The organism is Kribbella sp. NPDC004875 (genome assembly GCF_042873375.1).
GTDB lineage: Bacteria > Actinomycetota > Actinomycetes > Propionibacteriales > Kribbellaceae > Kribbella.
In genome coordinates this window covers 1,923,708-1,942,820 of record NZ_JBIALI010000001.1, presented here as the reverse complement: position 1 = coordinate 1,942,820, position 19,113 = coordinate 1,923,708, and the positions used below count along the sequence as shown (strand labels likewise).

17 protein-coding genes are annotated in these 19,113 nt (G+C 69.3%); 3 read left to right on the top strand and 14 right to left on the bottom strand.

Annotation, left to right across the window (positions count from 1 at the left end):
• Nucleotides 1-78 precede the first annotated feature (78 nt).
• The gene (locus tag ACFYRH_RS09420; RefSeq protein WP_387770690.1) at nt 79-1,647 is read right to left on the bottom strand and encodes an MFS transporter; all 1,569 of its coding nucleotides are present in this window, start codon (nt 1,645-1,647) and stop codon (nt 79-81) included.
• 59 nt (nt 1,648-1,706) lie between these two features.
• Nucleotides 1,707-2,315: a TetR-like C-terminal domain-containing protein gene (locus ACFYRH_RS09415; protein WP_387770688.1), complete on the bottom strand. Its 609-nt coding sequence runs from the start codon at nt 2,313-2,315 to the stop codon at nt 1,707-1,709.
• A gap of 214 nt (nt 2,316-2,529) precedes the next feature.
• Between ACFYRH_RS09415 and ACFYRH_RS09410 the strand changes: the two genes are divergently transcribed.
• A complete protein-coding gene (locus tag ACFYRH_RS09410; RefSeq protein WP_387770685.1) occupies nt 2,530-2,955 on the top strand; it encodes a hypothetical protein in 426 nt (141 codons plus the stop codon).
• A 116-nt stretch (nt 2,956-3,071) separates the two neighbouring features.
• Here the strand turns inward: ACFYRH_RS09410 and ACFYRH_RS09405 are convergent, their stop codons facing one another.
• The 7 genes from ACFYRH_RS09405 to hemL all read right to left on the bottom strand — a co-directional run bounded on the left by ACFYRH_RS09405 (nt 3,072) and on the right by hemL (nt 9,321).
• Nucleotides 3,072-3,323, bottom strand: a complete 252-nt coding sequence (locus ACFYRH_RS09405) for a DUF4229 domain-containing protein (RefSeq protein WP_387770682.1) — start codon at nt 3,321-3,323, stop codon at nt 3,072-3,074.
• A 1-nt stretch (nt 3,324) separates the two neighbouring features.
• Nucleotides 3,325-4,326 (bottom strand): c-type cytochrome biogenesis protein CcsB, encoded by a 1,002-nt coding sequence (gene ccsB / locus ACFYRH_RS09400; RefSeq protein ID WP_387770679.1) that lies wholly within the window; start codon nt 4,324-4,326, stop codon nt 3,325-3,327.
• A 76-nt stretch (nt 4,327-4,402) separates the two neighbouring features.
• On the bottom strand, nt 4,403-6,010 hold the full coding sequence (locus tag ACFYRH_RS09395; protein WP_387770676.1) for a cytochrome c biogenesis protein ResB: 1,608 nt from the start codon (nt 6,008-6,010) through the stop codon (nt 4,403-4,405).
• Between the two features lies 1 nt (nt 6,011).
• Nucleotides 6,012-6,755: a cytochrome c biogenesis CcdA family protein gene (locus ACFYRH_RS09390; RefSeq protein WP_387770673.1), complete on the bottom strand. Its 744-nt coding sequence runs from the start codon at nt 6,753-6,755 to the stop codon at nt 6,012-6,014.
• Nucleotides 6,756-6,771: 16 nt separating this feature from the next.
• On the bottom strand, nt 6,772-7,335 hold the full coding sequence (locus ACFYRH_RS09385) for a TlpA family protein disulfide reductase (RefSeq protein WP_387770670.1): 564 nt from the start codon (nt 7,333-7,335) through the stop codon (nt 6,772-6,774).
• On the bottom strand, nt 7,335-7,958 hold the full coding sequence (locus ACFYRH_RS09380) for a histidine phosphatase family protein (protein WP_387771762.1): 624 nt from the start codon (nt 7,956-7,958) through the stop codon (nt 7,335-7,337). The genes ACFYRH_RS09385 and ACFYRH_RS09380 overlap by 1 nt, the downstream gene beginning before the upstream one ends.
• 37 nt (nt 7,959-7,995) lie before the next feature.
• Nucleotides 7,996-9,321 carry a glutamate-1-semialdehyde 2,1-aminomutase gene (hemL, locus tag ACFYRH_RS09375; RefSeq protein ID WP_387770667.1) on the bottom strand — a complete coding sequence of 442 codons (1,326 nt, stop codon included), beginning with the start codon at nt 9,319-9,321 and terminating at the stop codon, nt 7,996-7,998.
• Between the two features lie 273 nt (nt 9,322-9,594).
• On the opposite strand from hemL, the gene ACFYRH_RS09370 reads away from it, so the two are divergent.
• Entirely contained in the window at nt 9,595-10,959 is a 1,365-nt protein-coding gene (locus ACFYRH_RS09370; protein WP_387770662.1) for a lytic murein transglycosylase, read from the top strand.
• 108 nt (nt 10,960-11,067) lie between these two features.
• Here the strand turns inward: ACFYRH_RS09370 and ACFYRH_RS09365 are convergent, their stop codons facing one another.
• On the bottom strand, nt 11,068-14,733 hold the full coding sequence (locus tag ACFYRH_RS09365) for a S8 family serine peptidase (protein WP_387770660.1): 3,666 nt from the start codon (nt 14,731-14,733) through the stop codon (nt 11,068-11,070).
• A gap of 233 nt (nt 14,734-14,966) precedes the next feature.
• The gene (locus ACFYRH_RS09360) at nt 14,967-15,929 is read right to left on the bottom strand and encodes an LLM class F420-dependent oxidoreductase (RefSeq protein WP_387770657.1); all 963 of its coding nucleotides are present in this window, start codon (nt 15,927-15,929) and stop codon (nt 14,967-14,969) included.
• 109 nt (nt 15,930-16,038) lie between these two features.
• Here ACFYRH_RS09360 and ACFYRH_RS09355 point away from each other — a divergent pair, with 109 nt between their 5' ends.
• Nucleotides 16,039-16,713 carry a hypothetical protein gene (locus tag ACFYRH_RS09355; protein ID WP_387770654.1) on the top strand — a complete coding sequence of 225 codons (675 nt, stop codon included), beginning with the start codon at nt 16,039-16,041 and terminating at the stop codon, nt 16,711-16,713.
• On the opposite strand, the gene ACFYRH_RS09350 is transcribed toward ACFYRH_RS09355, so the two are convergent.
• From ACFYRH_RS09350 to ACFYRH_RS09340, 3 genes are all read right to left on the bottom strand, one after another.
• Nucleotides 16,703-17,371 (bottom strand): hypothetical protein, encoded by a 669-nt coding sequence (locus ACFYRH_RS09350; RefSeq protein WP_387770651.1) that lies wholly within the window; start codon nt 17,369-17,371, stop codon nt 16,703-16,705. The genes ACFYRH_RS09355 and ACFYRH_RS09350 overlap by 11 nt on opposite strands.
• A 67-nt stretch (nt 17,372-17,438) precedes the next feature.
• Nucleotides 17,439-18,356 (bottom strand): GlxA family transcriptional regulator, encoded by a 918-nt coding sequence (locus ACFYRH_RS09345; protein ID WP_387770648.1) that lies wholly within the window; start codon nt 18,354-18,356, stop codon nt 17,439-17,441.
• A gap of 4 nt (nt 18,357-18,360) precedes the next feature.
• Nucleotides 18,361-18,960: an isochorismatase family protein gene (locus ACFYRH_RS09340; protein ID WP_387770645.1), complete on the bottom strand. Its 600-nt coding sequence runs from the start codon at nt 18,958-18,960 to the stop codon at nt 18,361-18,363.
• Nucleotides 18,961-19,113: the final 153 nt, after the last annotated feature.

The window sequence follows — 19,113 nt, the reverse complement described above, 5'->3', positions numbered from 1 at the left end:
CTAGGTGCGCTCGGGAGCAGACGAAGGGCCCGCTTCCCCCCTCCCGGGAAGCGGGCCCTTCGCGCTTGTGGAGACCGGTCAGCCGATGTGGACGGGACCGCTCTCGCTGTCGGTGGCCAGGTCCTTGTGCTTGATCGACAGGCCGATCAGCGTCACCAGCCCGGCGCCGACCGCCAGGAACGCCGACCACAGGAACGCGCGGGTGAAGCCGTGCGTGGTGGCGAGCGCGGTGAACTGACCCTGCAGCTGCTTGATCTGCTCGGGTGACTGACCGGACTCGGCCGCCTTCTGCAGGCCCGGGGCCAGCTCGGTGAACTTGTCCTTGATCGCGTTCGTGGAGATCGTGCCGAGCAGCGCCAGGCCGACCGCACCACCGATCTGCTGGACCGTGTTCAGGACGGCGGAACCGACGCCGGAGTCCTCGTTCGCGACACCGCTGACCGCGGTCAGCGTGAGCGGGACGAAGATCAGGCCCATACCGAACGACAGCACCAGGATGTACGGCAGCAGGTGCGTCAGGTACGTCGAGTCCACCTCCAACCGGCTGAACCCGAACATGCCCGCGCCGACCAGCACGCCACCGGCACCGGCGATCCAGCGCGGGTCGATCCGCGCCACCAGCGCCGAGGCGACCTGGGCCGCGACCACGATGCCGACGCTGAACGGCAGGAACGAGACGCCGGTCTTCAGCGCGCTGTAGCCCATGATGCTCTGCACGAAGATGCCCAGGAAGTAGAACATCGAGAACATCGCCGCACCGACGATCAGCATCACGAAGAAGCTCACGCCGCGGGTCCGGTTCGCGAGGATCCGGAACGGCATCAGCGCGTGCCGCGAGCGCGCCTCGATGGCGAGGAAGGCGCCGATCAGCGCCAGGCCGCCGAGGATGAAGATCAGCGTCCAGGTGTCACCCCAGCCGTTGGTGGCGGCGTGCGTCAGGCCGTAGACCAGCGAGGTCAGACCGACGGTGCCGGTGACCGCGCCGGGGATGTCGAACTTGCCGGTCTGCCGGGCCGACTCGCCCAGGAACCGGAACGCCAGCACCGCCACGATCAGTCCGATCGGCGTGTTGATGAAGAACGTCCAGCGCCACGAGGCCTCGGTCAGCGCGCCACCCAGGATCAGGCCGACGGCCGCACCGGCGCCCGACATCGCGGCGTACACGGCCATCGCGCGGTTGCGCTCCTTGCCGGCCGGGAACGTGGTGGTGATCAGCGCCAGCGCGTTCGGGGAGGCCGCGGCGGCCGCGACACCCTGCAGGATCCGGCTCGCCAGCAGCACACCCTCGCTCTGGGCGATACCGCCGACGAACGAGGCCAGGCCGAACAGCACGACGCCGACGATGAAGACCTTGCGGCGGCCGAGGATGTCCCCGATCCGGCCGCCGAGCAGCAACAGCCCACCGAACGCCAGCGCGTAGGCGTTGACCACCCACGGCAGCGAGGCGTCGGTGAAGCCGAGCGCGTCCTTGATGTGCGGCAGCGCGATGTTCACGATCGTGCCGTCCAGCACCACCATCAGCTGCGCCATGCAGATCAGCGCCAGCGCGATCCCCAGGTTGCGGTGACCGTGTGCGTTCGGCTCGGCGGTCACCGCGTCGACCGGCCGGCCCTCCGGCGGATCGGCGTTGATGACTTCTTCGGACATGAATATTTCCCCTCTTGGGCAGACTTGCCTGGTTGAATCGCGGACCGGCCCCTCACCGGTCAGCTCACCTGCGACCCCCGCGCCGCAGGCAGGATCACGTTGTCGATCACTCGGAGGATCAAGTCGTCGGTCGGCTCGACGCCGAGGATGTACGCGTGGTGGATGATCACCGCGGGCAGCGTCACCGACAGCAGGTCGACGTCGACGTCCGGTGCGATCTCGCCGCGCTGGACGGCCCGCTCGTACACCTTGTTGGTGACGTCCTGGCGAGGCGCCAGGAAGCGCTCGCGGAACGCCTTCTGCAGGTCGGCGTCGCGGTGCAGGGCGGTGAGCAGACCGGCGATCACCGACATCGGCAACTCGTCGGTGAAGCCGCCGTCGCCGCAGGCCATCGAGATCAGGTCGCCGCGCAGGCTGCCGGTGTCGACGTCCTCCGGCATCGGGCACCCCTTGGCCCGGCTGATCGCGTCCACGACCAGCTCGGCCTTGGTGGACCAGCGCCGGTACAGCGTGGCCTTGCTGGCCTTCGCCGCCGTCGCGACCGCGTCCATCGTCAACCGGTCGTAGCCGAGCTCGGCCACCACCGCGACGGTCGCGTCGAGGATCTCCTCCTCACGACCGCCTTCGACCCGAGGCCGCAGCCGCATGCCTGCTGTGTCCACCTTCATCACCCTGCGTAAGCATCAGAACACTGATAGAACGAAACGGTTTCGTTTCATCAGCCACGGTACGACTCATGTGAAGGAATGCACAAACGGTTTTGCCGGGAATCCATCAGTGGTGTAGGTCACTCTGCGTACCAGTCAGCCAGTGGTACGCCGTGACGCCCGCGTGTCAGGGTGACGTCAGACCGGTGTCAGGCGCGGGCGGGATGGTCTTCCCATGACCAACAACAGCAGCACCGCTCAGATCACCCTGACCGACGACGACAAGCTCACCCTCGCGACCGCCGCGCACGGCGCGATCGCACTCATCACCGCGGCCGGTGTGAAGTCGGCCGGCAAGATCGCCGTCGCCGGTTCGCTCGCGCTGGCGTCCGCGACCGGCCCGGTCGGGCACGCGCTCGCCGAGAAGCAGAAGAGCGTGAAGCTCAAGGGCAAGTCCACCGCCGAACTCGCCGACACCGCGTTCCCGGCGCTGACCGCCTCGATGGAGTTGCTCAACCAGCAGGACACCGCGCAGGCGGCCAACTTCCGCAGCACCGTGCTCACCGCCGTCGAGGCCGGCGCCCGGGCCGAGCGGGGCGGCACCGGACCCGCCATGGTGGAGATGATCCGGAAGATCACCGAAGCCCTCGACGCCGCGTGACGGCGGTCCAGCCGGCGCCGATGGCGGTGCGAACCGTTGCCGGCGCCGGTGCTGCCGCTGCGCCGGTAACGGCTCGGCGCTGGTAATACCTGCGCGCCGGTGATGCGTGGGCAGGGTCAGTCGTCGTCTTCGGCGCTGCGGGCCTGCTCGAGGCGCTGGGCCATCTTCGCCGCGCGGGTGTCGATCTTGCCGGCCAGCCGGTCGCGGGCCGCCCGGAGCACGAAGATCGACAGGATCGACGAGACGATCAGCGCCAGCAGCGCGATCGGCCAGACCGACAGCCAGGTGCGCAGAGCGAAGTACAGCACCGCCAGGCAGGCGGCGAACAGGCCGGCCCGCAGGCCGGTGTAGATGCCGAACTCCTTCATCTCACACCCCAGCGTAGGAGTGCATGCCGGACACCAACAGGTTCACACCGACGAAGTTGAAGATGAAGACGAACCAGCCGACGATCGCGATCGTCGCGGCCCGGCGGCCCCGCCAGCCCGCGGTCGCGCGCGCGTGCAGATAGGCGGCGTACACCACCCAGGTGACCAGCGACCAGACCTCCTTGGGGTCCCAGCCCCAGTACCGGCCCCAGGCGTGCTCGGCCCAGATCGGTCCGGCGACCAGCACCCCGAACGTCCACAGCGGGAACGCGAACGCCAGCACCTTGTACGCCGTACCGTCCATCGCCTCCGCACTCGGCAGCCGGCGCAGCGAGGCGGACATCGAGCCGCCGGTGAGCACCTTGCGCTCCGCCCGCGCCTTCAGCAGGTACAGCACCGAGAGCAACCCGCCGACCGTGAACGCGCCACCGGAGATCGCGGCCGCGGACACGTGAATGACCAGCCAGTACGAGTGCAGCGCCGGGACCAGCGGGCCGGCCGGTGTGTACAGCGCCAGCGTCGCCAGACCGAGCACGGCGGAGATCACGAACGTCACGCCGAGCCCGAGGTACTGCAGCTTGTACCGCTGCACGAAGATCAGGTACACGATCGCGACCGCGAGCGACGCGGTGATGGAGAACTCGTACATGTTCCCCCACGGCACCCGCTCCGCCGCGAGCCCACGCGTCACCACACCACCCAGGTGCAGCACGAACGCCAGCCAGGTCAGCAGCAGCCCGATCCGGCTCGCCGCGTCCATCCGCTCGGTCGACGCCGGCTCCGCCACCGCAGGCACGTCGGCCTCGGGTACGTCGGTAGCGCCGCCGGTAATCGCCTCACCGTCGGAGGCAACGAGCGTCTCCACCTTTGCCTTCGCGGGCTGCGCGACCGCCGCGCGGCCACTCGCCCACTCCATCGCGTGCGAGACCATCGCCAAGGCGTAGATCACCGTGGCGGTAGGGATCAGCAAGTTGGAGACCTGTGCGTAGCTCTCCACACTCATCCACGTCCTCGCTTCGCTCCGGGCGCGGATGAGGCGCAACGGGCACAGTGCTTGTTGATGAGCTCACTCCGTTCGCTCATGGCTGCTCCTGGTTCTTCGATCCGGCGGGTTTCAAACGCTCTGTGACGGCCTGGATCTCATCACCGAGGCCGCGCTCGGGGCCGCGGTCCAGACCGGCGACCTCGACAACGGTACGCCCGTCCTGCTCGCGGACCCGCACCCAGGTACGCCGCGGATGCACGAACAGCGAGCCCATCAGACCGAGGATCGCCAGCAGAATGCCGGCCAGCGCGAGATCCGTCCCAGGGGTGTGGCTGACCTGCAGCTTCACCCACCGGCTGTACCCGTCGAAGGTGATCGACCCGGCCTTGTCCGGCAGCGCCACGGTCTGGCCCGGGCCGAGCTGGAAGCGCCACTTGTCGCCGTTCTGCTCGAACTGCGTCAGCTTCGACTTGTCCAGCTGGTACACCGACTCCGGCTTCCCGCTCTCCGGCTGCGGCCGGCCGTAGTACCCGGTCATCACCAGCACCGGGTTCAGGTCGTCGGGGAACACCGAGACCGGGCCGGTGGCCTTGTCGATCACCGCGGTCGGCAGGAAGAACCCTTCGAACCCGAGCGTCTTCGGCCGCGCGTCCGGCGCCTTGATGACCCCGAACGACGAGAAGTTCGAGTCCTGCGGCAGGAACGGCGCCGGACCGGAGAACGCGACGTTGCCCTGCCCGTCGCGCACGGTGACCCGCGGCGCGTACCCGTGGCCGAGCAGGTACACGCTGCTGCCGTCCAGCTTCAGCGGGTGGTTCACCTGCAGCTCGTACGACTTCTCCGCCGCGTCCGGCGTCTCCTGGTACGTCAGCTGGGCCTTGAACTCGCGCGCCGCGCCCTTCTGCGGCCCGTCCTGCTGGAACTTCACCTGGAAGTCGTTGACCGTCAGCGAGAACGGCGGCAGGTCGTCGTCGCCACCGAACGCGCGGCCCGGCGTGAAGTCGTCGTACTGCGCCACGGAGTTGGAGAACCCGTTGCCCACGACAACCAGCGCGGTCCCGCGGTAGCCGAACAGCGAACCCCAGGCGACGCCGACGAGCGCCAGGATCAGCGAGAAGTGGAAGAGCAGGTTGCCGGCCTCGCGCAGGTAGCCACGCTCGGCCGCGACCGCACCGTCGTACGCCTCGACGCGGAAGCGCCGCCGCTTCAGCTCCTTGGTCGCGGCATCGAGGACGTCACCGGCGTCACCGGCCTCACCGGCGGTGTCGATCTCGAAGCTCTGGTAGCCGGGCAGGCGGTTCAGGTTCCGCGGCGGCTTCGGCGGGCGCGCCCGCAAGGCCTTCAGGTACACCGCGAGCCGGGGTACGACGCAGCCGATCAACGAGATGAACAGCAGCAGGTAGATCGCCGAGAACCAGGCGGACTTGTAGACGTCGAACAGCCCGAGCTTGTCGTAGAGCGGCCCGAGCTTCGGGTGCGCGGTGAGGAAGTCGGAGACCTTGATCGGGTCGATCGGGGTCTGCGGGATCAGCGAACCCGGCACCGCGCCCAGCGCGAGCAGGAACAGCAGCACCAGCGCGGTCTTCATCGACGTCAGCTGGCGCCAGGTCCAGCGCAGCCAGCCGACCAGGCCGAGCGCGGGCGGGCCGGACGGCTCGTCGGGACCGGATGCCGCGGCGATGCGGTCTTTGACTTCCGTCATCTCAGACCGCCGATCCGAAGTTGGCGACCCACTGCCGCAGGTCCGCGGTCATCGCATCCCACACTCCCGTCAGCAGCAGCAGTCCCACCGCGATCATCAGTACGCCGCCGATCCGGATCACCAGCAGCTGGTGCTTGCGGACCCAGGTCACCGCGGCCAGCATCCGCCGGAACGCCAGCGCCGCCACGATGAACGGGATCCCCAACCCGAGGCTGAACACCAGTGCCAGCGCCGCGCCGCGCCCGGTGCTGCCCTCGGTCGTGGCCAGCGTCATCACGGTCCCGAGCGTCGGCCCGATACACGGCGTCCAGCCGAACCCGAACAGTACGCCGAGCAGCGGCGCCGCCGCGATCCCGACCGCCGGCACCCGGTGCACCCGCAGGTCCCGCTGCAGGAACCCGAAGCCACCGAGGAACACCAGGCCGAGGACGACGGTCAGCGCGCCGAGTACCCGGGTGATCGCCGTCTGGTGATCGATCAGCAGGTCCCCGGCCTTGCCGAACACCACGCCGGTGAGGATGAAGACCGCCGAGAACCCGGCCACGAACAACGCCGTACCGGCAAGCATCCGGCCGCGCTTCCCGGAGCCGAGCTCGGCCGCGGACAGGCCGGTGACATAGGAGAGATAGCCGGGCAGCAGCGGTACGACGCAGGGCGAGAAGAACGAGATCGCACCGGCGAGCACCGCGATCGGCAACGCCACCAGCATCGAGCCCGTCATCGACTCGGCGAACCACTGTCCCATCAGCCTGCGCCAAACCTCATTGAGCGTCTTTCACCATTCCGAGCAAGGTCTGCTTGGTGACTTCGCCGACCACGCGGCCCGCGACCTTCCCGGACTTGTCGATCACCAGGGTGGTGGGGATCGCCTTCGGCGAGATCTGGCCGCGGAACCGCAGCAGGGCCTTGCCGTTCGGGTCGTAGATGCTCGGGTACGTCACGCCGAACTCCTGGACGAACTTCTTCGCCTGCGCCGGGTCGAGGTCGCGGGTGTTCAGCCCGGCGAACTCCACCGACGGACCGAGCTCCTTGGCCGCGGCAACCATGTCCGGCGCTTCCTTGCGGCACGGCGGGCACCACGAGCCCCACACGTTCAGTACGACGACCTTGCCGACGTGGTCGGACAGCGTCCAGGTCTTGTCGTCGAGGGTCTTGCCGGTCAGCTCGGGCGCCGGCTTGCGATCCGCCACCGCGAACATCGACACGTTGCCGTTCCCGCTGACGAAACCGGCCTGGCCCTGCCGGTTCTGCGACGCCTGCTGACCGGACGAGCACGCGGTCACCGCAAGCATCAGTCCGGCCGCCAGAACGATCACGCGACGCATCAGGCCCCTCCGACGAACTTCTTGGGGTTCTTCACCGGCAACAGGTCTTTCGCGGGCTCGGAGTAGCCGACTGAGACGATCTGGTCGCCGTGGAAGGTGAAGGAGGTCAGGCTCGCGAGGCTGCACTGGCGCTTGCGCGGGTCGTGCGCCAGCCGGCGGCCCTCGATCGCGGACCGGACGATCCAGATCGGCAGCTGGTGCGAGACGATCAGCGCCTCGTGCCCGGCGGCCTTCTGCCGGGCGGTCTCGATCGCGTCCCGCATCCGGCGGACGAGCTGCTGGTACGGCTCACCCCAGGAAGGCTTCAGCGGGTTCCGCAGCAGCCACCAGGCGCTCGGGTTCCGCAACGCGCCGTCGCCGACGCCGAACTTCTTGCCCTCGAACAGGTTCGCGGCCTCGATCACCCGCTCGTCGATGTCCGGAGTGATCCCGAGCACCTTGGCGATCGGCTCCATCGTCTCCTGCGCCCGCTCCAGCGGGGAACTGACCAGGTGCACGATGTCGCGTCCGGCAACGTGCTCCGCGACCCGGTCGGCCATCTGCCGGCCGAGCTCGGACAGGTGGTAGTCGGGGATCCGGCCATAGAGCACACCGGCCGGGTTGTACACCTCACCGTGACGCATCAGGTGCACGACCGTCGTTTCGGTCACCGCTGTCCCTTCAGTTCTGTACGGCTGCTGCCGCACGGGCCGCCGGCACCAGCGCCGACTCCAGCTCGGCCAGCGCGTCGTCGTCGATCGCCGCACTGACGAACCAGGCTTCGAACGCGCTCGGTGGCAGGTAGACACCGGCGTCCAGCATGGCATGGAAGAACGCCGTGAACCGGGGCAGCACCTGGGCGTTCGCCCCGGCGAAGTCCCGAATCTCGGCAGGTCCCTCCGAAGACTCCACGAAGAACACACTGAAGAGGTTCCCGGCCGCGGAGATGACGTGCGGCACACCTTCCTTGTCCAGCGCGGTCGACACCAGCCGCTGGATGGTCAGCGAGGTCTCGTCGATCGTCGCGTACACCTCGTCGGTGGCCAGCCGCAGCGTGGTCAGCCCGGCGGTGGTGGCGATCGGGTTCCCGGACAGCGTCCCGGCCTGGTAGACCGAGCCCTCCGGCGCCAGGTGCGCCATCACGTCGGCCCGGCCGCCGAACGCCGCGGCCGGGAAGCCGCCGCCCATCACCTTTCCGAACGTCATCAGGTCCGGCCGGACGCCGTCCACGCCGTACCAGCCGGAACGGGTGATCCGGAAGCCGGTCATCACCTCATCGGAAATGAAGAGTGCACCGTTTTCCGTGCAGGTCCGGGCGAGGAACGCGTTGAAGTTGTCGCGCGGCGGAACGACACCCATGTTTCCGGGCGACGCCTCCGTGATCACGGCCGCGATCTGGTCGCCGTACTCCGCGAAGGCCGCGCTGACGGCTGCCTGGTCGTTGTACGGCAGCACGATCGTGTCCGCCGTGGTGGCCTCGGTGACGCCCGGCGTCCCTGGGATCCCCAGCGTGAGAACGCCGGAACCGGCCTGGGCGAGCAGTGCGTCCACATGGCCGTGGTAGCAGCCGGCGAACTTCACGATCTTGGCGCGCCCGGTGAATCCACGGGCAAGCCGGAGGGCGGACATCGTCGCCTCGGTCCCGGACGACACCAGCCGGACCTTGTCCACCGGCGTCCGGGCGACGATCTCCTCACCGAGCAGCACCTCGGTCTCGGTCGGCGTCCCGTACGACGTACCGCGGGCGACGGCGGCCTGGACGGCGGCGATCACCTCGGGGTGGGCGTGGCCGAGCAGCAACGGGCCCCACGACGACACCAGGTCGAGGTAGCGGTTGCCGTCGACATCGGTCATGTGACATCCGTCACCGGAGGCCATGAAACGCGGCACGCCGCCGACGGCGCGGAACGCCCGGACGGGAGAGTTGACCCCGCCCGGCGTGACGGCGGCGGCCCTGGCGAAGAGTTCGGCGGACTTGTTCGGGTGTGCGGGCACAAGGTTTGGCACCGGGCCATTCTCCCTTGCCGGTGCGCCGGCCCGAGCGGCAGGGGCGGGCGAATTTCGGACCCGGATCGTTCCCGGGGGTTCACAGGCGCTTTGTTACGCGCCAGTATGGGTACCCGGTGACCGCACGTACACGGTCTGGGTCCGGCGCGTAACCCACGCAACGGGGCGGACGTTAGACCTATTACGACGGCAACCGGCAGTGACACCAAAGACACAAAGACTGTCCGCAGCGTGGGGCCGGGCTGGTCGATGAGTCACGGAGGGGAATCATCGATGGCGAAGGGCAAGCGCCGCGCCACGGGTAGCGGGTGGCGTCAGGTGGCGCCGCTGATCCCGGTGGCGTTGTTCGCGAGCGCATTCACCGTCAGCGCCACGGACGATCCGGCGATCGCGACCGCGTCGCTGGAGAACGGTCTGTCCGGAGGCAATCCGGTCGTCGTCCCGAAGCAGCCGATCTCCGAGCCGGCGAACGTGCCGGTCCCGGGAGTGGTCGGCCACGGCGTCGACCCTGGCGAGCAGCCGACCCAGGTGGTCTCGGGCCTGTCCCGCAACGGCATCCCGAACGCCGCCCTGAAGGCCTACTCCCGCGCCCAGCAGGTGCTGGCGCAGGCGGATCCGGGCTGTCACCTGCCGTGGACGCTGGTGGCCGCGATCGGCCGCGTCGAGTCGAACCACGGCCGCTTCGGTGGCAACGCGCTGAACTCGAAGGGCGTCGCGATCCCGGGGATCTTCGGTCCCCGGCTGGACGGCTCGTCCGGCACGGCGCGGATCTCCGACAGCGACGCCGGCGCGTTCGACGGTGACGGCGCGTTCGACCGTGCGGTCGGGCCGATGCAGTTCATCCCGGGCACCTGGCGGGCCATGGGAGTGGACGGCGACGGCGACGGCGTGCGGAACCCGCAGGACATCGACGACGCGGCGATGTCGACGGCGGTGTACCTGTGCTCGGGCAAGACCGACCTGTCCAAGGCCAGTGACCTGAACGCGGCCGTCCTGCGGTACAACCACTCCCAGCAGTACGTCGACCTCGTGGTCAGCATCGCCAAGGCCTACGCCGGTGGCAGCTGGATCGCGGTCGGCAACGGGACGTCGGGTGACGACGTCGACGAGGCCGGCGACCAGATCGACGACCCGGGTATCGACGCGCCGGCGGACAAGAACCTGCCGAAGGCGATCGACATCACCACGCCGCCGCCCTCGGTGAAGCCGACGCCGACCGACGGGCGGGACGACACCCGCCCGACGACGGTCCGGCCGACCGACCGTCCGACGTCGAAGCCGACGGCCGTGAAGCCGACCCCCACGAAGCCGACGCCGACCAAGCCGACGCCGACGAAACCGACCCCGACGAAGCCGACCACTCCGACGACCACGACGGGGCTGGCGACGCTGAAGACGGCCGCCGGGCTGATCGTCGGCACCGTCGGCAGCACGCTGACCGAGCTGAAGACGGCCACCACGTACTGCCAGTCCGAGATGGCGAAGGTGACGATCACCAAGCCGACCCAGGACCAGCTGCAGAAGTGCGTGACCGCCTACCAGACCGGCGGCACGAAGGCGGTCGACCAGGTCATCCGCAACCTGCTGTCCCTGCTCGGGCTGCTGGGCGTGCTGGGCGGAGGCATTCTCGGGAGCTGATCCCACCGAACCGGCGCGCCAGCCCCCACCCCTCCCTTGGCGCGCCCCTGGCGACGCCACGGAGCATCTCCCCCCGGCTTCGTGGCGTCGCCTTTTGAACGTTCAGGTTCAGTTCCAGGGGCGGTCGATGGTCTGGCTGATGCTGTTGCCGGCCAGGTCCGTGGCGGTCACCCGGATGCTCGCCGCGGGACCGGCCGGAACCTGCGCCCGGAAAGTGCCGATTCCGCGCAGCGAGAGTTTCTGCCAGGTCTTTCCGTCCAAGGAGATCTCCGCGGTCGTGCGGAACAGTTCCGGACCGCGGACGCCGGGCTGGTAGTGCGGCGTCAGCTCGAGCACGCCGTTGGAGTGCTTGTAGTCCACCTGCACGAGCGGCAGCACCGCCCGGCTCTTCGACGGAACGGAAAGGAAACGCCATTCCGTGTGCGTCGAGGTGGACGTCTTCGCCCAGCTCGCCGGACCACGCTTCTGGTCCAGCGTCAGGTTGTACCAGGCCGCCCGCGCCGGAACCACGAACTGCGCGACCGACCAGTTCTTGCTGCCCAGCTGCACACCGTTGCTGCTCAGCTTCATGCTTGTCACGTCCCCGCGGTCAGCCCAGCCGAAGACGCTGCGATCCCCGCTGACGTACTGCGGAATCGCGATCCGCACCGTGTTCTCGAACCGGGCCGGCGGCCACCCCTGCGCCTCGTCCCCGGCCGCAGCCGACAACCCCGGTACGGCGGGACGAGTCAACGACTCCCACCAGCCCCGGGTGACCTGCTCGCCCGGTCGGTACGTCCGCGTGATGGTGGACTCGAAGCCGCTCTCGTTCCACTCCCCCGCCGACGTCTTCTCGTCCCACGTGACGCCCTTCAGGTCCGTCACCAGATAGTCGGTTCGCCGCACCGCGCCGGCCACCGACCGCGACGCCGACAGCCCGGTCGCGATCCCCGGCAGGTGCGCGACCCGCTGGTCGGAATGCAACCAGAACGCGTCGTTGCGCTGGAAGTCGGTCGTCACCGCTGCCGGGCGCATCTTCGCGACGTCGTACGTCAGTCCGTTCTTGACGGTCGACGGGCCGAGTGCGACGTCGTACCGGTAGGTGCTGTCGAGGAGGCCGTTCAGCTGCAGGGATTGCGGGCCCTTCGCGAGTTGGCCGAGCAGTTGCTTGCCCTGTTCGGACCGCAGCAGGTACAGCGGGACGCCCTGATCGGTTCCGGTCGACCAGTAGCCGGGCTCCTCGTTGTACAGGAACACGATCTTCGCGCCGGCGTCCTTCGCGGCCTTGACCTGCGCGGTGGTCTTGTCCGTGCCACCCCAGCGGATCAGGACGGCCGCATCCTTGGCGCCGGTCAGTTCGGCCGCCGTACCGTCACCGCCGTTGTAGAGCGGCAGCTTCGCACTTCCGACGAAGACGTTCCGCGACGAGCCTTCGGCCGGCGTCGGCAACCGGGTGCCGTTCACGTCGACGGTGAGTTTCGGCTGCGCGAGATCCCAGCGCTGCACGACCTGGAAGGTGCCGTTGGCAACCTTTCCGAAGTCCTGCACGTAGACACCGTCCGCGACCCGGCCGTTGAACGCCCAGCCGGACACCGCGTCCCGGTTCCCGACCTTGCGGTGCCAGGCCAGCCCGATGCTCTGCGCGTCCGCCGGCCGTGGCGTCTTGATCGTCACCTTGTGCGCCGTGCGGGCGTCGAAGGTGAAGATCCGGTCGCCGCCGATCCACTCGTCGGGGTCACCGAGCAGCGTGATCGAGTTCGCCCAGTTCGCCTCGTCACCGCCGACGGCGTACGCCATCACGCTGTAGCGGCCGGTCGGTACGTCGAGGGTCCGGGTGCCGGTCTGGTCGAACGCGATCGACTGCACGTCGCCGGTGTCCTGGTTCCACAGTTGCACGCCGCTCGCGCCGGCCTTCGTCGTCGCCGGCTGACCGTCGCGGCCGATCGCCTTCACGGTCACCCGGTTCAGCCGCCCACCGGCCGCGAAGCCGAGCCCGGTCCGGTACGACGTGTTGCCGCTGCGGGCCGTCAGTACGCCGGAGTAGTTGGCCGGCTGGGTCTTCGCGAGATCGAGGGTCACGGTCGCGGACGCCGTACCGCCGGCCGCAACGGTCAGCCGCGCCGGGCTGACGGTCAGCCCGGCCTTCACGCCGGCCGGGGACCGCACGTCGGTGGACAGGTCGAGCGTCACCGGGCGGTTCGTGGTGTTGCGGTAGGCGACCGTACGGGAGACCGGCGCGGGAGCGGTCGAGCCGGTCCAGGAGAGATCGCCGAAGAACAGGTTCGCGCTGTCCGGCAGGATCTTCGGGTCGAGCGCGTTCGGGATGTCGATCCGGCCGAGGCCCTGCTCGTCGGTGCGGGCACCGGCGGACGGGACGGCGGTCGAGGCCAGCGCGGCCTTGAGTTGCGGGCCGGTCCAGTCGGGGTGTCGCTGAGCGAGGATCGCGGCGGCGCCCGCCACGTGCGGCGTCGCCATCGAGGTGCCGCTCATCGCGGTGTAGTACTGGTCGAGGATGTGGCCCTGCTCGGTGCCGGCCGCCCGGGCCGCGGCGATCTCCACGCCGGGCGCGGTCACCTCGGGCTTCAGCGCGCCGTCACCGAGCCGCGGACCGCGGCTGGAGAAGTTCGCCAGGCTGTTGTCCCGGTCGACCGCTCCGACGGTCAGCGCCTCGGACGCCGCGCCGGGAGAGCCGACAGTCTGTTCCGCTCCGGAGTTTCCGGCGGCGATCACGAACAGCGCGCCGCTGGACTTCGACAGCTCGTCGACGGCCTGGCTCATCGGGTCGCTGCCGTCGGACGGCCAGCCGCCGAGGCTCATGCTGACGACCTTCGCGCCCTGCTGGACCGCCCACTCCATGCCGGCGATCGCCTCGGAGTCGAGGCCGCCGCCGCTGTTGTCGAGGACCTTGCCGATCAGCAGCTCGGCCCCCGGCGCGACACCCTTCCGCTTGCCCGCGGACGCCGTACCGAGGCCGGCGACGATCGAGGCGGTGTGGGTGCCGTGGCCGTGCAGGTCCTGCACCGCCTGGTCGGGGACGAAGCTCTGCGACGCGACGACCTGCTTGGCCAGGTCCGGGTGACCGGCGTCGTACCCGGTGTCCAGGACCGCGACCTTGACGCCGTGCCCGTCGTACCCGGCCTTCCAGGCGGTCGGGGCCCCGATCTGCTGAGTGGAGCGGTCGAGGGTGGCGTGCGTGCGGCCGTCGAGCCAGATCTTGCCGACCTGGCCGGACTTGAACGTGGCGGGTCCGCTGATTCCGTTCCAGAAAGTTTCCGCATCGGTTTTCCGGACACTGACGGCGGTGCTGCCGACGCTCGGCAGGGTACGCCGGAAACTCGCGGCGGCCGGCGTACTGGGAGTGCCGCGGAAAGTTTCCGGGGCGGTGACGAGCAGCGGCAGTTGATCGCTGCTCGCGTCGTCGTACCCCTGGGCGGCGAGCTCGGTCAGGTTGAACAGCCGCTTGTCGAGGCGGCCCGCGGACAGCAACGGGTACGCGTCGGCGGGGACCAGGGTGAGGTCGCCGTCGAAGGTGCCGAAGTAGTACGGCTCGTCGTCGAGCAGGCGGGCCGAGACCTGGCCGTTGGAGCTGGTGGTCAGCTCGGCGACGTCGCCGGTGACCAGCGTGATCCGCTTGCTGCTCGCGCCGGGCGTCGGATTCCCGCCCGCCGCGACAGCTGACGGATCGGCCGGCCCGTCAGGTGGGCCGGCCGAGGCCGTGGTGGTCGCCAGCAGCAGGGGACCGGCGACCACCGCGGCCAACAGGCCGGCCGCGGTCCGGGTCGTTCGGGACAACACAGGTGGACACCTCCCGACGCCCCGACCCACGCGAGGCCGTCGTCGGGAGCCTGACAGTTGCCGTCAGCCCTGGTCCACCGATCCACCTGACGTACACCCGCCATGACCGGTACCGGTCAGCTCCCACCATTTGGCGGGTTGGCCTCCGAGGTTGCCCCTTCACCCGCCGCATGCGGAGAGGGAAGGGAGCATTTCAGTGGCTAACCCCCGAAATGCGGGCTGGGGAGGACGGGTCAGGCGAAGCGCTTGGTGACGTTCTCGACGCGCTCCAGCAGGTCGAGGTCGTACGCGACGCCGGGGACGTAGAAGATCACGTAGTCGGCGCCGGCCTCGAGGACCGCCTCGACCTTGTCCGCGATCTCGTCCTCGGTGCCGATCAGGTTGTCCCGGTCGAACTTCTCCCGGTTCATCGGGCCGAGCGCCTTCTCGGTCGCCTTGGCCGGGTCGTCACCCTTGTCGATCGGGAACACGTTGAAGTTCGTCGACTTGATGATCTCGTCGTAGTCCCGGCCCACCTGCTGGCAGTGCCCGCGGAGGATGTCCGCCTTCTCCTTGAAGGTCTCCGGGTTGCCGCCGCCGATGTTCGCGGCGTCGGCGTACTGCGCGACCAGCTTCAGCGTGACCTTGGGGCCGCCACCGCCGATCCAGAAGCTCGGGTGCGGCTTGCGGACACCCTTCGGCTCGTTGATCGGGGCATCGATCGAGTAGTACTTGCCGTTGTAGACCGGCTTGTCCTCGGTCCACATCTTGTAGATGATCTCGGTCGCTTCCCGGAACGCCGCCATCCGCTGCGGGATGTCGGTCCACTCGTAGCCGTACGCCTTCCACTCGTGCTCGTACCAGCCCGCGCCGATCCCGGCGTACAGACGGCCGTGGCTGGCGACGTCGACGGTGGACGCGATCTTCGCGTACAGCGAGGGGTTGCGGTACCCGTTGCAGCCGACCATCTGGCCGATGTTGACCCGCTTGGTGTCGCGGGCGAGCGCCGCGGTCGCGCTCCAGCACTCGAAGGTGGTGTTGTCGCTCGGCTCCGGCACGGTGTGGAAGTGGTCGAACAGCCAGATCGAGTCCCAGGACTGCTCGTCGGCCCGCTTGGCGACGTCGGTCATCGCCTCCCACTGCTCGATCGGATCGGCGATCTGCGCCAGATCCATCTTCCAGCCCTGCGGTACGAAGACGCCGAATCGTGTAGTCATACCCTCATCCTTTCCGGCGAGACCACCCAGGGTCCATGACTACGAGTACTGAATTCGTTCTCAATCAGACCACTACAGCTTCTGAATCCCGTCGCGGCAGAATCAACGGATGACCACGCCCGCCCACCGCTTCGACCATCTGTTCGCCACCGCCGCGCCCCGGATCGCCACCGGCACCCACCTCCGCGACGAACTCCCCCGCGAGGGCGGCCGCTGGCCGGTGAGCGTCGTACTGCGCCCCTCGCCCGGCACCGAGCTGGCGCACACCCTCGACGCCGTCACGCGGGAGGCGGCCGAGCTTGCAGGCCCGGGCCACTGGGAAACCGGGCAGCTCGGTTCGGCCCACCTGACCGTCCGCGCCCTGGAGCCCCGGCGCGAGGTCATCCCGCCAGGCGATGCCGCGATCGCCCGTTACCAGTCCGCCCTCGACCGCGCGACGGCTCGCAGCACCTGGCCGATGGGCTTCCGCGTCACCGGCCTCACGCTCACACCAGGCACCGTGATGGCCTGTGCCGAGCCCGTGGACGCCGCCGCCGACACCTTCAGCGACAACCTCACCGTCGAACTCGGCGAGGACACCCGCTTCGAGCCCACCCGCCGAGACATCTGGTACCTCAACCTCCTGCACTTCACCGGCGACATCCCGGCGCCCGGCGCCCTGATCGACTGGGTCGCGGAGCGGCGGAGCACCCCACTGGGCACGGTCGCGATCGACGCCGCGGAGCTGGTCCGCTCCGAGTACCGGAGCGGACCACGACCGCACATGAGCCCGGTCAGCGGGTGATCTTGGCGGCCGCCTGGCGGGCGAGCTTGTCGAAGTTCGGGGCCGGCACTCCTGGGCCCATCTCGCTGAAGGCCAGGACCGAGACGGTGCGCCCCTTGAGAGTGACGGCGTACGGGAAGCCGCCGGCCTCGCTGCCGGGGTCGTTCGGCTTCGGGTAGTCGTACCAGCGGATCACCTGGGTGAGGTCACCGGATGCGCCCTTCACCACGCGGTTCTCGGTGATCTTGCGGGCGTGCGTCGGCGCCGGCTTGCTGTACGTGCAGCTCTTCAGCGTCGCGATGACCGAGTTGTACGCCGCCCGCGCGGTGGCCGCGGTCGCGTACTGGCTGACGTACTGCGCGCCGTAGGCGTCCATCTCGTCGGTGAACCCGCGGGCCATCCGCGCCGACACGTGCTTGCCCTCGGTCGACGCCGGACCGCAGTACGTCCTGGGCAGGATTCCCCTGTCAACCTGCCGGAACCAGTTCCGGCGCGCGTCCGCCTTCTTCACCTCGCCGACCGTCAGCATCTGTGACCGGCTCAGCGACGTCGCAGTCGTCGTGCCCGACGTCGCGGCGTCCGCGCCCTGCATCCCCACCACGCCGACCCCCGCGGCAGCCGCCCCGACGGCCACCCCCGCTGCGACCAGCGCCCGCAGCTTGCCCCCAGCAACCTTCATCGTTCGCTCCCTCGTTCGTGGTTGTGCACGAGTAGACGCGGGGTTGCCGGCAAAAGTTCGTACCGGTCTAGACAGGCGCGCGGGACCGCAGCCGGCGGAGCATTCGGGCATCCTCGAAGCCCACCGTCCGTGCGGCCGACTCAACCGTCGCGCCGTGCCCGATCAGGTGTTCGGCACGCTCCAGGCGCAGGACCTGTTGATAGCGCAGCGGCGTGAGGCCGGTCGCCGTACTGAACACGCGGGTCAGCGTGCGCTCGCTGACGCCGACCTGACCGGCCAGATCGGCGAGCGGCAGCTTCTCGGCGTACCGCTCGTCGATGACGTCCTGGACCCGGTGCACCACGTCGCTCAGATGGCCGCGGTGCCGCAGCATCGCGGAGTCCTGCAGTTCGTCGCCGTTGCGCCGCGCGTAGACGACCATCTCGCGCGCGACCCGGGCGGCGGCCTCCGCGCCGCGGGCGACGGCGACGAGATGGAGCGCGAGATCGATCCCGCTGGCGATCCCGGCGGACGTGATGATCCGGTCGTCCTCGACGTACAGGACGTCCCGCACGATCGTCGCTCGCGGGTACCGCGCGGCCAGTTCCTCGGTCAGATCGTGGTGCGTGGTGAAGCGCCGGCCGTCGAGGAGTCCCGCCCAGCCGAGCGCGTCCGCCCCGGAACAAACGCTCGCCACCGACCCGCCCGCGGCGTGATGCGCCCGCAGGCGCTCACGCAGCCCCGGCCCGATCGGCGGCACCGGCGACAACCGCGGCGACCGCCACCCCGGAACCAGAACCAGGTCCTCCGGACCGATCTCGGGCCACTCGAGCTCGGTCCGCAGCGGCACTCCCTGAGCCGTCATGACCTCGGGGAATTCCGCCACATAACTGACGGAATACGCATACCCCAGATCGTTCGCCGTGCTGAACACCTGGGCCGGCCCGGCCAGATCCAGCAGATGCACCTTGGGCACCAGGACGAAGAGCACACGAGTGGGGCGCATCCGGTCAGGATGCCACGGGCACGCCGGTCAGCTCGGCCAGCGTCCGGATCGTGGCGAACCGACCGGCCAGCACGTACTCCGTCCGCTCGGCGACCTGTTCCGCGGTCAGGGTCCGCGGGTCGGCCAGGATCTCCTCGACACTCGCCTCGTCGCGAATCGTCCAGTGCGCGAGCGCCATCGTCGCGGTCGCCTCGGTGACGAACACGACGTCGTACCCGAGGTCGGAGCCGACCCGGGCCGTGGTCTCGCAGCACTGCTCGGTACGGATGCCGCAGACAACGATCTCGGTGACACCGTGCTGGGTCAGCAACTGCTGCAGATTCGTTGTGGTGAAGGCGTTGTGCGACGTCTTGGTGAGGACCGTCTCGCCGGGCAACGGCTCCAGCCCGTCGATCAGGCGGACGTCACCGTTCGCCGGGTCGAACGCGCCGCCGGTGCCCGGTTCGGTGTGCAGCACCCAGAACACGAGGTCGCCGTTCGCGCGCGTCGCACGCACCAGGCGGTCGACCCGCTCGGCGATGTCGGGGTGGTTCACCAGCTGCCAGTTCGGGCGGACCCGGAACGATTCCTGGACGTCGATCACGATCAGTGCGGTTCGGCTCATGACCTCATCGTGCCGCGCGGACGGCGTCCCGCTGAAGACTCGATCGGGGCGTGGACCGGACCGATCTGGTCAACGTCCGGAAACCGCGGCACAGACCCCCGAGAGATCGGACGAATTCACACCGTTCCGAACTGTTCCAAACACCGGTCTGGC